Genomic DNA, 12,973 nt, shown 5'->3' with positions numbered 1-12,973 from the left:
TAAATTCAAAACAGCTTCTAAGCCTGCTTGGAAAAAATATAATCAGAACAATAAACCAAACTATAATTTTAACCAAATTATCGAACAATGAAAAAGTTTTTCTTAAATGCGATGTTGTTTGCCGCATTGGCAAGCAGTGTATCACTGACTTCTTGTAGTGACGATGACGATCCTCAAGGCGGAGACCAAGGCGGAGGTAACGAACCTACAGAAACCGTGGAACTTTCGGGTAATGTGGAAGGAACGATGACCTTGGATGCCAATACGGAATATCTTTTGACTGGTACGCTGACTGTACCCGATGGCGCTGTTCTTGAAATTCCTGCCGGAACTACCATCAAGGCACAACAGGGCTTCGACAAATACATCATTGTGGCACAGGGCGGACGCATCAATGCCCAAGGTACGGCACAGGCTCCCATCGTGTTTACGGTAGACGATGAAAGCAAGGCTGAGCCGGGCTATTGGGGCGGTTTGATTATCAATGGTAAGGCTCCTATTTCAGGTCCTGCAGGAAGTACCGCTACCGGTGCTACCGAGGTGGACAACAACATGGCTTACGGAGGAAGCGATGCTGCAGACAATAGCGGAACATTGCAATACATCGAATTGTGGTACACCGGAGCGCGCTCAAGTGCAGACATCGAGCACAACGGTTTGACCTTAAACGGTGTAGGTAACGGTACTACCATTAACAATGTATATATTGTAGAAGGTGCCGACGATGCTATCGAGTTCTTCGGAGGTACAGTAAATGTAAGCAATTTGCTTGCTGTAAACTGTGATGACGATATGTTCGACTTTACTCAGGGGTATTCCGGTACCTTGTCTAACTGCTACGGCATTTGGGAAGAAGGTTTCACTAGCACCGAAGAAGACCCGCGCGGTGTAGAAGCCGATGGTAACATGGACGGAAATGGTCCTGACCATACACCGCAATCAGACTTCCGTATAGAGAACATGACTATCGCTAATTTCTCTGATTATTCGATGAACGATGCTATCAAGGTACGCCGCGGTGCTACAGCACACATCACCAACGCTTTGGTAATGGGTACAGGTCCTGTAGAAAACCTGATTGACGTGACCGATGGAAAAGGCGGAGCAGGTGAAGGTACTGAAATGAGTGTAAGCAATCAGTTGGCTTCGGCTACTACCGATGGCGACTTGAACGCAGAAGGCACTTACGAAGGCATCGTGATGGAGGCAGGAAATACGGGTGCCAATACCAGTGCACTGTCATGGACAGGCTATCATTTCCCGGGCGAAACCGAAGCTCCGGAACCTGCTACGGCAACCCTTTCAGGCGATATCGCTTCGGATATGACTCTCGATGCGAATACTGAATATACACTCGAAGGTGCTGTAGTAGTGAAAGAAGGTGCTACGCTGACCATCCCTGCCGGATTGACCATCAAGGCAAAAGAAGGTTTTGGCAATTACTTGCTGGTAGAACGTGGCGGTAAGATTATGGCAGAAGGAACTGCTGAGGCTCCCATCACCTTTACGGCAGAAGATGAAGCCAATGCCGGACCGGGTTACTGGGGAGGATTGATTATCAACGGTTATGCCCGTATCTCAGGCGTAGAGGGAACTGTAACCGAAGGTGCTACCGAGATTGATAACAACCAACCCTACGGAGGCGATGACAATGCCGACAATTCGGGCGTGTTGCGTTATGTCAAGCTGCTTTATACCGGAGCGCGTTCGAGTGCCGATATCGAGCACAACGGACTTACACTGAATGCAGTAGGAAACGGAACGGTGATTGAAAACATTTATATTGCTGACGGTGCCGATGATGCCATCGAATTCTTCGGAGGCTCGGTAAACGTAACCGGACTGCTTGCCGTAAACTGCGATGACGATATGTTCGACTTCACTCAAGGCTATTGCGGTACGCTGAAGGACTGCTACGGACGTTGGGAAGCCGGATTCACCAGCACCGAAGAAGACCCGCGTGGTGTAGAAGCTGACGGAAATCTGGACGGAAACGGTGCAGACCACGCTCCGCAATCCGACTTCACCATCGAGAACATGACTATCGAAAACTTGTCTGAAGCAGCCGAAATGGTAGACGCTATCAAGATTCGCCGGGGTGCGAAGGCTACCATTACCAATGCGTTGGTCATCGGTACGGGTGCGGTAGATGACTTGGTTGACTTGACCGATAGCAAGGGCGATGCACAGGCGACTACAACTATCTCTGTAACCAATGAATTGACTTCGACGCTTACAGGCGATGAAATACACGGAACAGGTGAGGTTACCGTAGCCGATGGCAATACCGGAGCTTCTGCCGACCTCTTCGGATGGACAGGATATCAGTTCTGAAAATTATCCACATTCTCGTAAGGAGGATTGTCACGTAAAAAAACGCGGAGAGCATACAACCAACAAGCTCTCCGCGTTTCTTTTGTCGTAAAAAACGATATTGAAATAGGAATATATTAAAAATAAGCTACTTATAAGCATTTCTCAAAAAACGAGGTAATGACTTGGAAACAGTCACAAATTCTGCAATATGCGGTAAATTTCTGTCAAACAACTCTTGTCTTAGCGCAAAGATAGTGAAAAGCAACCAAATTCTATTACCGTTTCCCATATTTCTTTTCAAATAATTCTGTATTCTTCTCTCCCCATGCAATCATAGCATCGATGATGGGAATAAGCGTCATCCCCAACGGAGTGATAGCATACTCCGAACGAGGAGGCAGTTCAGGGTAGATGGTCTTCGATACGAGCCCGTCCTCTACCAGTTCCTTCAGTTGCAAGTCGAGCACACGAGGCGTGGCTTCGGGAAATATCTTGTGCAATTCACTGGGACGCAGGGCACGGTGGCGCAGTTCGTCCAAGATGCATGACTTCCACTTGGAATCAATCAGGCTCATGGTCAGCCGCAAGGGACAGTCCAAATCTACGGGTATCTTTCTTTCGTACATGGTTTTATCTTTATTGAATGTTACGCCTGCAAAGGTAAGGATAATATATCGTAACGGGTATATACCGAATAATTTTTCAGTATATGAATAATTTTTCGGTACTTGTGCAAACTGGAGGAATCACCTACCTTTGGAGCATCAAAACAAGATAATCAATTAAACATTAGCATCATGAGAGCAAATATCGAAGAGTACAAGGCAGTGGAAGAAGCTGCCATGAAGTTTGTGAAAAGTGTGGCAGAAGGCAACAGCAAGTATGCCCGCGAATTGTTTATTGACGAAGCCGTCTTATTCGGCTACTTGGACGGGAAGCTGGAGCACGGCAGCATCGAGCAGTTCTACCACAATGTGGACACCGTAGGCGCAGGCGATGACTTCAAGGCACGCATCGACGTGGTGGACGTAGAAGAGACCCTCGCCGTGGTGCGCGTGCTGGAAGAGAAATGGGGAGGCCGTATCGACTTCACCGACTACCTGCTGCTGATGAAGATGGACGGCGAGTGGCGGTGCGTGGCGAAGGCGTACAATCAGAATTCGAATACCATTCAAAAGTAAGGAGGAAGCGTCATGAAGATAACAGTTATTACGGGAAGTCCACGCAAGCATGGCAACAGCTTTGCCATGACGGACGCATTTATCAGGGAAGCGGAGACACTCGGCCACACGGTGCGACGATTTGATGCCGCACTGATGAAGATAGGCGGTTGCCGTGCCTGCCAGACCTGCTTCAAGACGGGCAAGGCTTGTTCGTTCGACGACGATTTCAACCTTATCGCACCTGCCATTATGGAAGCCGATGCTGTTGTATTCACCATGCCAACCTACTGGTATTCCATCCCGGCACAGATAAAGGGTGTGATTGACCGCCTGTTTTCATTCGTGGTGGGCGGAAAGGATATCGCCGGAAAGAAATGCGGACTGATAGCCTGCTGCGAAGAAAACGACGTGACGGTAATGGACGGCATCCGTATGCCGCTGGAACGTTCTGCCGCTCTGCTGAAATGGGAGATGGCTGGCGAAGTGCTTATTACCGGAGTATTGAACGAAGGTGACATCAACAAGACGGACGGCTGCAAGCAAGCGGCTGAACTGGCGCATAAATTCTGAACGTATGAAGGTATTGTTGATTAATGGCAGCCCGAATCAAACGGGCTGCACCTATACCGCCCTGCACGAAGTGGAAACCACCTTGCAGGCAAACGGCATTGAGACGGAATTGCTGTATTTAGGCAAGAAGCCCATAGCGGGTTGCATCGCCTGTGGAGCCTGCATGAATACAGGACATTGTTTCCGCGACGACCTCGTGCAAGAGATACAGAAACGGCTGGATGAATTTGATGCCATCGTCATCGGTTCTCCGGTTTATTACAGTGCACCAACGGGGCAACTCGTTTCGTTCCTGAACCGCCTGTTCTTCGCCACGGAGAACCGCATGGCGGGCAAGCTCGGCGCATCAGTAGTATCGTGCCGCCGTGGTGGAGCCTCCGCCACCTTCGAGCAATTGAATCAATATTTCACTATTGCGAATATGCCTATCGTAGCATCGCAATACTGGAACTCGGTACACGGCTTCACACCCGACGATGTGCGCAAGGACAAGGAAGGCTTGCAGACCATGCGCATCTTGGGGCAAAATATGGCGTGGTTGCTAAAGTGCATTGAAAGCGGACGGAAGAACGGCGTTCGCAAGCCGGAATATGAACCGAGAATGCGGACGCACTTCATCCAAGACAAATATGAATAACCAAACTTAACAAGAAAACTTATAGATTTTTGAGTAGAGGATGTTTCCTGTCCGATTTTGAATTTAACCAATGGGAGGATAGCAAGCGGTTTTGGTCTGCCCCAAACACAAACTTGCTACCCTCCCGTTGGCATCGTTTATAATCTCATGCCCTTGTCTCTCCTAAGCGGCTTAACAGTCCTTTTAATGGATGAGAACAGCCTGCCAAACTGTTCCTTGAACCATTCGCCAATCAGTTGCCCATTGATGGCAAGCGCAAGTTTGGATTTGTCTTTCGGGTCTTTCACCACTTGGAAGCCTGCTTCCTCGGTCGTGAACTTCCGCCTGTGCTCCTCCGAATAGAGTTCGCCCTCATAGAACAACGGCTTGCCGCTGATGAGCGTGGCGGTCTGCCGCTCGTTGAAGCCGACTTTAAGGCAGAATTTCTCCATGTACACCAACTCTTGGAACAGCGGAAACCATTTCTTGGCTTTTTGGATGATGGATTTCAGGAATGACACTTCCCTTTGGTGTTCCGCTTCCTTGTCCGCCATTTCTCTGCGGTGCTTGGCTTGCAGTTCCATCAGTTGACGGCTGTGTTCATCCTGCTGCCGCTGCATCTGTTGTTGCAACAACTCGATGCTTTCGTCACGGGCTGCAACCTCATTTTGCAGGGTGCGGTTGTCGGCTTCAAGTTCTTTCAGCTTGCCGCTTCCCAAAAGAGAACCGACCTTTGCCACAAGTGCCGTTCTCGCTTCGGTCTTGGCGGCTTCCAGCTTCTCCGACTTGATTTCCTTCCTGACTTCGGCAAGCAGCCGTTCCGCTTGTTTCTGTTCGGTCTGCAACTGCCTTACGTTGGTTTCAAGCTCTCCCGTCTGCCGTTTCAAGTCACGGTAGTATTGGGCTGTGGTGGTATGCCGTGCCTCTGACCCACGTATGCCACGATGCAAGCCGTACTTTGCCATCGCTTCAGCATAGCTATCGTGGTAGGCAACAAGCCGTTCACGGGTCAAGAGGTCATCTGCGCACAGGCGCACGGCGTTGGCTTTCTTGCGGTAGGTGCGTTTGCCCTCCGCTTGCTTCTTCCTCGCTTTCCTGCGCTCTCCCGTCACTATCGGAACGACCGTGGCATGGATATGTGGAGTGTGTTCGTCCATGTGCAGCACTGCCGAAACGGTGTTCTCCCTGCCGAACGTGCGGTGCAGCCATTGCAGGTTGTCATCGCACCATTCGGATAGTCTACCCTCGTCTTGTACTTTCACCATATCCTCATGCGTACCTGAAAGCACGATGCGGATTGCCCGTACTTGGTCGGACGTTATCTTACGCCTGATGCCAGCCGTGCGGATGCGGTGGCTTATCGCTTCGGTACGGTCTGCCACGCCATCGGGGAATTGCACCAGTTCACGGTTGAGATGGGTGCGTGTGGGGTCTGTGTTCTTGGGCGTGGTCTTGCGTTCTATGTGGTCGGATGCGCCCGTGTCAGCCGACCCTTTCGCCTTGTTGATTTGAATGCTTATGTATCCCATGTTCGTTTCTTGTTTTTGAGGTTCTACAAACTTGTTTGTCAATGTTCGTCCGCCTGCGGTCATGCCGCACAGGACAAACGGGGGTGTCCAGAGGGGTGCAACCCCATTGGCTCATTAGGGTGTTTTTAGCATGAGCGAAGCGGTGCGTGAAGAAAACGCCCTAATGAGCTATGGCTTTTTGTTTCCCAAAAGCCTGCGGTGGTGTCAGCGGTGATGTTAGCGGACATTGGTTGCTTTTTCTTTTCGCCAGCGACATCGGCTTTCCCTTGTCGGTCGGCAGGACGGAAGTCCGTCCGACCAGCCTACGGATGGCGATATTCACCTTTGTTGCTTTCCCGGCGGACTTGATGAGGGGTGAAAATCCGATGAATTGATGATTGGATAGTCTAATATACTGACAACTAATGCAATAACCTTTCATCAGCGTTTCATCAAACCGCTCGCCAAAAGAAAAGTGATGTGTGAGGCTGCATCCGCTTTCTCTTTTCATCAGCCAAATACTTTTGTTGAGGGTTTGATGAGCATGTAAGTCGCTGTTATTTTTTATGTTTACATATACTTTCATCATTTCATCAAAATATCAGAGTGTTTCCAACTGCACTTTGCTTACCGTATAGTAGCGTCCAATCCGTCTGACAGGTGAATAGTGACATTCGTGGTTGTAATCGTATTGGTAGGTGGTGTAAGAAAGCGAATTGGATACAGGAGCCAGCTTCCAGCATTCCTGCACCACTTTCCGAACCTGCGACTTCTCCACCTTGACTTGCGAGCAGACAAGCAACGGGATAATGTCATTGAGGCAAAAAGAAACAGAACTGACACCCGTGCTTGCCATGATGTCGAGCAGCAGTTCCGCCATCTCTATCTCCAAACGGTTGCGGTTGCTTCGGATAATCTTCCGCAAGGCATCTGTTTCCAGCTGCTTCGGGTTGAACCACATGCGGCTTTCTTTCTCGGTGGAGAGTTGCCTGTGTTGCAGGAAATGGAGAAAAGCTGGGATTTCCGCTTTCAGCTTTTGCAGGAAGTCTGTATCGTCATTCTTGAGCGGCACAATTTTCCGCACCCAATAGCGTGTCTCGCCAATGTCAATGATGACGGGCAGATGCTCGTTGTTGGAACACAACACGAACTTTGCGAAGAAGCCTATCTCGTCACGGTCTTTTCCTTTCGCCTCTACCTTGTAGGAAAGCGTGGTACTGAGATTCTTCAAACGCTCGCTGTCCTCACGGCGGTTGAGCAATACCTCGTCCACCATGATGAGCAGCTTGCCAGCCCAGTCGGAATTGAACTGGCTGCGGAAGTCCTCGTTGGTATTGAACGTCACGTTGTTTTGGAATACGGCTTTCAGGAAGTTCAGGAACGTACTTTTGCCCGTATTCCGTTCTTCGGACACGAGCAGGAGGATGGGGAGTTTCTGAACGGGATAGAGGTAGAGCAGCTGCAAGTAGTCCATGCCCAACTCGTACTGTTCGCCGAAGATGTGTTCCACCAACGAGCGGATGCAGGGAAAGTCGCCCTCCTGCGGCTGGTGGTTTATCGGCTCGTAGAGGTTGAGGAACTTGCCGACAACGGGCTGGTAGCCCACATGGTCGGGTACAGTGCAGAAGCCGTCATACTTCGGGACACTTGCCATGTAATCCTTGCCGTAGTCTTGCCGCAGGGTCTCGGAGTTCCATGCGATGCGCTTTCTCACATAGCCGCCGTCAATGCGGGGCTGGTCCACAATCTTGTAAAGCGTTGTGCCTACTCGGATGAATGTTTCTTTCTTTTCCATGTTTCAAATATAGGTTTTAGTGCCGCCGACACCCTGTTGGCAGGCGGATTAAACATGGCTGCAAAGCTACGGCATGACGGTTAAAACCTTGATACGTAAAACTATGCAGAACGGCGCAAAAGAAACCGACAAACAAGAAAATGCAGCGAAACGGGCAATGCCAGCCATCAAAAGGTGAAAAGAAAAAGCCCGAAGAAGCAAAACCGCACTTCTTCGGACTGATATGATAGTGGTATGGATGTGTAACCACACAGGCGTATTGACGAATGGATATATTGACGAATAATCGCACCCATTAACATTTACATGGCTGTCTGTCGCTTAACGAAAGCCACAGCATTTGTCTGTCTTTTCGCAAGCACATCCTTTCCAAAAGGGCATTGCGCACCCTTGCGGCATTGGGTGTGTTGATATGGAAGGCAAGTGCAACGACCATTGGCAGGGCATACGCTTCCGCATAATAGCCATTAGGCAGCCTGATACGCGTTTCCACCTCGCAAGATTTCAACACTCCGCTCTTATACACGGATCGGACGGTGGCACGGAGTGTAGGAACGATTACATTGAAAAGTTCCACCAGTTCCATTTCGCTCATCCATACGCTGGCGGCATCGGACGGTACAGCAACCCTGCCGTACTCGTCCATCGTGATTGTTGTCCGTTTCATACCCTGTGCGTTTATATGGCGAAACGTCCGCTTACCTTGCTCTCGAAATCGGATATGTCGTTTTCAAGTTTTTTGTTCGTCACTTTCGCGTAAATTTGCGTGGTGGTGATATTGGTATGTCCTAAAATCTTGCTCACGCTCTCTATCGGCATACCGTAATTCAATGCCAAAACAGCGAATGAATGGCGGCTCAGATGGAATGAAACCGTCTTTTCTATACCGCATCTTTTAGCTATTTTCTTGATGCGCTTGTTCACCATGTCAAGCGAGCCGATATTGAACAGCCGCTTGTCAGTCCTGAACGCTTCATGCCGCTTGATAATCTGCATCGGGATGTCCATCAACTTGATTTGGAACGGTACGCCCGTCTTTTAGCGTTTCGACACAATCCACGATGCACCATTCATTTCAATGATGTTGTCGGTGGTCAGGTTCTTGATGTCCGTGAACGAGATTCCCGTCCAACAACCGAACAGGAACAGGTCTCTTGCCAATGCAAAGTTGGGATTGTCCAGCTTGATTGCACTCAACGCCTGAATTTCATCCTCCGTGAGAAAGCCACGCTCCTTGTGGTCAGGGTCAAGATGGTACATCGCAAACGGGTTTCTCGCTATCTTCCCGTTATAGTGGGCTGCGGTGACGATGTGTTTCAACGGTATGGAGTATACACACACGGATGATTGTTCCAGCCCGACTTCGTTGCGCAGGTACAGGCAGTAGTCACGGATGAAGTCCTCGGTCAGTTCGTTCATCGCTATGTCCGTCCGCTTGTATTTCTTCTTGATAAACTCCGCAACATATCTCCTGACAATGACATATTTCAGATATGTGCGTTTGGAACGGTCTTTGCCCACCCGTTTGGCGAATGCCTCGTTCTCCTTATCAAAGGCACGCAACAATGTTTCATACTCCGTGCCTACACCTTGATAGGCATTGCGTACCATTTCTGCCGTGACAAACGCCTCACGGTCGGAAAGCCGCTGGTAGTGCTTCGTTATCTGCGCCTTGATGTTGTCAAGGGCATAATTGACCGCCACCGCCTCTCGGCTCTTGCCTTTCGCCCTGTTGCCTTTGGCATCCCAAAGTTCTTTTGAGATGCTCTGTTTGCAACTGAACTGCGCGATAGTCCCGTTGATTGTAACCCGTCCCATGATGGGGACAATTCCGTTCTTCTCTTTGCTTCCGTTTACATAAAAAACGGTCTTGAATGTACTCCTCATAATCCTTGCTTTTTGTTTGGTGCAAAATTAGTTTACGGGAGTTGTAAAGGCAGAATGTAAACCTACGCAGAACGCAGAAATAGAGACCGTTAGTGTTAAATGTGCATCAGGTGTCGGGTAATGATTTGGAAGTGCATCTATTTCTGCAATCTGCCTAAATCCGTTTTCCCGACCTTATGCCAATTTGTTCCATCCAAAGTCAAACTCTCTGACTGTCAGCGAGAATACTCAAATTTGCTTTATTCTGCGTTTTATCCTATTATTTTGTCGAAAAATCAGATACTTTTGTCATCCAGTACGATTCTTTTCGGTATTACTTGCCGCATGCTACAGCAACCTTACGTCTTATCAGTCTGCGCATGGGGATACGGGCACATGTGAAAGCCCCCAGTGAGCTTGCGGTAAATACGATACCTGTAGAAAGCATGATGTCGCCGATACCCACCAACGGAGAAACAATGCCGCCAAAAGCAAAGCCTAACGCACCCAATACCGCGGATGCCGTTCCGGCATGTTGGCGTTCGGCGTTCATGGCTAAGGTGTTGGACGATGTGAATGTCAGCCCCAGCATCACCAACAGGCAGAGCAACAATGTTTCGTAAATCCAAAAGCTGCACGAGGAACCCATCGCTGCCAGCAGGAGGATGGAAACGGCCAGTATGCCCTGACTTCCGCGATAGAGTACCAGCTCCGGATGGCGGAACCTGACAGATAATGCCGCCGAGAAGACAATTGCCAGCGCATTGGCACCGAAGCATACGCTGAACGTCATCGGCGAGAAGCCATAATGTTCTTGCATGATAAACGGGGCGGACGATATGTTGGCGAATAACACGCCCTGGGCAAACCCGAACTGCAGGATGTAGCATAAGTACTGGCGGTTACGCAAGACCGCACCGAAACCGCGAAACACATCTGCCCAGTCTGTTTTTCTCCGGTTAGCTGCCGGAAGTGACTCGGTCAGGTGGAAGCTGCCTGCCAGAAGCAGGATGCCTATGCAGAACAAGCACCAGAAAATGCCTTGCCAGCCGATGCTTTCCGCCAGCATCCCTCCTCCCATCGGAGCAGCTACCGGAGCCACTCCGTTGATGGCGCCTATGATGCCTAACATCTTTGCCAGTTCGCGTCCGGCATATTTGTCGGCGGCTATCGAGCGCGATATCACAATCCCGCTTGCCCCGGCTATCCCCTGCACCAGCCGCCAGCCTACAAACTGCAGGGCGGTCTGCGAATATACGCATCCCAGCGTAGAAATCAGGAACAGAAACATGCCGGCAATCAGCAACGGGCGTCTCCCGTACTTGTCGCTCAGCGGTCCGAAGAACAATTGCCCCGCCGCCAGGCCTATCATGCTGGCGGTCAAGCCCAGTTGGACCATCGAAGAAGATGTGTGAAAAAAATCTGCCATCTCGGGGAAAGTAGGCAGATACATATCGGTGACAAACGGCCCGAAGGCGGTAAGCATACCCAAAAAGATTAAAATAAATACACGTGAGTTTTGTCTAGCCATAAATTATCCTTTCTTTTACCGCTGCAAAAGTACCAAAAATGTCGCGTGTACCTCTCTTGTTTGTCACACCCTTTGGCATAAAAAACATTCTATAACAATATGAGGGGAACGGGCTTTCCAAAACATGCAGAGGACACAGAACTCCGAGGCTTGTGCAAAGCCTTGGAATTCTGTGTGCCCTTAAAACCAATTCTCCTTGTCAGCTATCAATGATTGTAAGCCGACTCGCCGTGTTCGTAGATGTCAAGCCCTTCTTCTTCTACGCGCTTGTCTACGCGGAGCCCGATGGTAGAGTCTACTATCTTGAACAGGATGAAGGTAATGACCGCGCTGAACACGATAGATACCACGGTTGCTACAATCTGAACCCAAAGCTGGTGCCAGTCGCCGTAGAGAGCGCCTTGAACGCCGTCTTCGCCCGAAATGAAGCGGGTAGCGAATACACCGGTCAGGATAGAACCGATGATACCGCCTATGCCGTGTACGCCGAACGCATCGAGTGCATCGTCATACTTGAATTTCGGCTTGACCGCAGCTACCATGAAGAAGCATACTATCGGCGTGATGATACCGATGCAGAACGCGCCCAGCAGGTCTACCGTGCCTGCCGCCGGAGTGATTGCCACCAGTCCGGCTACGGCTCCCGTACAGGCGCCGATGGTGGTGGGTTTCTTGTTGCAGAGCCAGTCGATGACCATCCACGTGATAGCCGCCATAGCCGTTGCCACATGGGTTACGAGGAAGGCGTTTGCGGCAAGCCCGTCGGCGGCAAGCCCGCTTCCGGCATTGAAGCCGAACCATCCCAGCCATAGGAACGAAGTGCCCATGAAGACGAAGGTCACGTTATGCGGCGTAATGGGATGCCCTACCTTATAGTCCATGCGCTTGCCCAGCATAATCGCCATGATTAATGCCGAAATCCCGGCATTGATGTGCACCACCGTACCTCCGGCAAAGTCGATGGCTCCCATTTGCTGCAGGAAGCCTCCGCCCCATACCCAGTGTGCCATCGGGAAGTAGGCAAGGATTACCCACAACGTGATGAACACGATATAGCCCGAAAACTTGATACGTTCGGCAAAGGCACCCAATATCAGCGCGGGGGTGATGATGGCAAACATGCACTGGAACATCACGAATACCAGTTCGGGAATGTTGCCCGCGGTCAGCGTATCCAGGGTGATGCCGTGGAGGAACGCCTTGTCGAATCCGCCTATCACACACGCCAGCGGGTTTCCTGCATCGGCAAAGCTGGTATCGAACGCCCAGCTATACCCGAAGGCTATCCATAAGATGCTGACCACGCCTACGATGAAGAGGGTTTGCATAATGACACTCAATACATTCTTCTGGCGCACCAAGCCGCCATAGAACAGGGCAATGCCCGGAATGCTCATCAATAACACTAAGATGGAAGAGGTCAGAATCCACGCTGTATTGCCCGAATCGAGCGCAGGCATATCCGCTCCGCTTGCCTCCTGTGCCAGCAGGGAAGGCGTGGAAATCAAAAGCATAAGAATCGCCGCGGCATACCTCATCCAGCATCTGCCGCCTTTTGTATATGTATCCATAATAAAATCTCGTTTAGATATTGTATTTGTATGACTT

10 protein-coding genes and 3 pseudogenes are annotated in these 12,973 nt (G+C 50.2%); 5 read left to right on the top strand and 8 right to left on the bottom strand.

Features of this window, described 5'->3' with window-relative positions:
• Window positions 1-87: 87 nt before the first annotated feature.
• Together B5G04_RS01450 and B5G04_RS20335 are read left to right on the top strand one after the other, a co-directional pair.
• Window positions 88-1,260, top strand: a pseudogene (locus tag B5G04_RS01450) (hypothetical protein); the annotation flags it as partial.
• A gap of 39 nt (window positions 1,261-1,299) precedes the next feature.
• Window positions 1,300-2,334, top strand: a pseudogene (locus B5G04_RS20335) (hypothetical protein); the annotation flags it as partial.
• Window positions 2,335-2,591: 257 nt separating this feature from the next.
• Here B5G04_RS20335 and B5G04_RS01445 read toward each other — a convergent pair.
• Entirely contained in the window at window positions 2,592-2,942 is a 351-nt protein-coding gene (locus B5G04_RS01445; RefSeq protein WP_021928858.1) for a helix-turn-helix domain-containing protein, read from the bottom strand.
• Between the two features lie 171 nt (window positions 2,943-3,113).
• On the opposite strand from B5G04_RS01445, the gene B5G04_RS01440 reads away from it, so the two are divergent.
• From B5G04_RS01440 to B5G04_RS01430, 3 genes are read left to right on the top strand one after another with little or no spacing between them, the layout of a single operon-like run.
• Entirely contained in the window at window positions 3,114-3,497 is a 384-nt protein-coding gene (locus tag B5G04_RS01440) for a nuclear transport factor 2 family protein (RefSeq protein ID WP_021928857.1), read from the top strand.
• A 12-nt stretch (window positions 3,498-3,509) separates the two neighbouring features.
• Window positions 3,510-4,049, top strand: coding sequence for a flavodoxin family protein (locus B5G04_RS01435; RefSeq protein WP_087207705.1), 540 nt, complete (start codon window positions 3,510-3,512; stop codon window positions 4,047-4,049).
• 4 nt (window positions 4,050-4,053) lie between these two features.
• Window positions 4,054-4,686, top strand: a complete 633-nt coding sequence (locus tag B5G04_RS01430) for a flavodoxin family protein (protein WP_021928855.1) — start codon at window positions 4,054-4,056, stop codon at window positions 4,684-4,686.
• A 137-nt stretch (window positions 4,687-4,823) separates the two neighbouring features.
• Here B5G04_RS01430 and mobV read toward each other — a convergent pair whose 3' ends face one another.
• The 7 genes and pseudogenes from mobV to B5G04_RS01395 all read right to left on the bottom strand — a co-directional run bounded on the left by mobV (window position 4,824) and on the right by B5G04_RS01395 (window position 12,936).
• Entirely contained in the window at window positions 4,824-6,194 is a 1,371-nt protein-coding gene (gene mobV, locus B5G04_RS01425) for a MobV family relaxase (protein WP_087395336.1), read from the bottom strand.
• A gap of 160 nt (window positions 6,195-6,354) precedes the next feature.
• Window positions 6,355-6,684 carry a hypothetical protein gene (locus tag B5G04_RS01420; protein WP_143270407.1) on the bottom strand — a complete coding sequence of 110 codons (330 nt, stop codon included), beginning with the start codon at window positions 6,682-6,684 and terminating at the stop codon, window positions 6,355-6,357.
• A 90-nt stretch (window positions 6,685-6,774) separates the two neighbouring features.
• Window positions 6,775-7,968 (bottom strand): DUF5906 domain-containing protein, encoded by a 1,194-nt coding sequence (locus B5G04_RS01415; protein WP_072530732.1) that lies wholly within the window; start codon window positions 7,966-7,968, stop codon window positions 6,775-6,777.
• 295 nt (window positions 7,969-8,263) lie between these two features.
• Window positions 8,264-8,635 carry a hypothetical protein gene (locus tag B5G04_RS01410; protein WP_072530733.1) on the bottom strand — a complete coding sequence of 124 codons (372 nt, stop codon included), beginning with the start codon at window positions 8,633-8,635 and terminating at the stop codon, window positions 8,264-8,266.
• Window positions 8,636-8,646: 11 nt separating this feature from the next.
• Window positions 8,647-9,858: pseudogene (locus B5G04_RS01405) on the bottom strand (tyrosine-type recombinase/integrase).
• Between the two features lie 310 nt (window positions 9,859-10,168).
• Window positions 10,169-11,365, bottom strand: a complete 1,197-nt coding sequence (locus B5G04_RS01400) for a multidrug effflux MFS transporter (RefSeq protein ID WP_087395330.1) — start codon at window positions 11,363-11,365, stop codon at window positions 10,169-10,171.
• Window positions 11,366-11,571: 206 nt separating this feature from the next.
• A complete protein-coding gene (locus B5G04_RS01395; RefSeq protein WP_204246983.1) occupies window positions 11,572-12,936 on the bottom strand; it encodes an ammonium transporter in 1,365 nt (454 codons plus the stop codon).
• Window positions 12,937-12,973 lie beyond the last annotated feature (37 nt).

It is taken from the genome of Bacteroides sp. An51A, assembly GCF_002161565.1.
GTDB lineage: Bacteria > Bacteroidota > Bacteroidia > Bacteroidales > Bacteroidaceae > Phocaeicola > Phocaeicola intestinalis.
The sequence above is the reverse complement of the archived record's forward strand: the minus strand, read 5'-3'. Positions and strand labels throughout refer to the sequence as shown.

Coding starts and splice junctions, on each gene's coding strand:
- B5G04_RS01440 (WP_021928857.1), top strand. CDS start 3,114: ATGAGAGCAAATATCGAAGAGTACAAGGCAGTGGAAGAAGCTGCCATG.
- B5G04_RS01430 (WP_021928855.1), top strand. CDS start 4,054: ATGAAGGTATTGTTGATTAATGGCAGCCCGAATCAAACGGGCTGCACC.
- B5G04_RS01395 (WP_204246983.1), bottom strand. CDS start 12,936: ATGGATACATATACAAAAGGCGGCAGATGCTGGATGAGGTATGCCGCG.
- mobV (WP_087395336.1), bottom strand. CDS start 6,194: ATGGGATACATAAGCATTCAAATCAACAAGGCGAAAGGGTCGGCTGAC.
- B5G04_RS01420 (WP_143270407.1), bottom strand. CDS start 6,684: ATGAAAAGAGAAAGCGGATGCAGCCTCACACATCACTTTTCTTTTGGC.
- B5G04_RS01415 (WP_072530732.1), bottom strand. CDS start 7,968: ATGGAAAAGAAAGAAACATTCATCCGAGTAGGCACAACGCTTTACAAG.
- B5G04_RS01445 (WP_021928858.1), bottom strand. CDS start 2,942: ATGTACGAAAGAAAGATACCCGTAGATTTGGACTGTCCCTTGCGGCTG.
- B5G04_RS01410 (WP_072530733.1), bottom strand. CDS start 8,635: ATGAAACGGACAACAATCACGATGGACGAGTACGGCAGGGTTGCTGTA.
- B5G04_RS01435 (WP_087207705.1), top strand. CDS start 3,510: ATGAAGATAACAGTTATTACGGGAAGTCCACGCAAGCATGGCAACAGC.
- B5G04_RS01400 (WP_087395330.1), bottom strand. CDS start 11,365: ATGGCTAGACAAAACTCACGTGTATTTATTTTAATCTTTTTGGGTATG.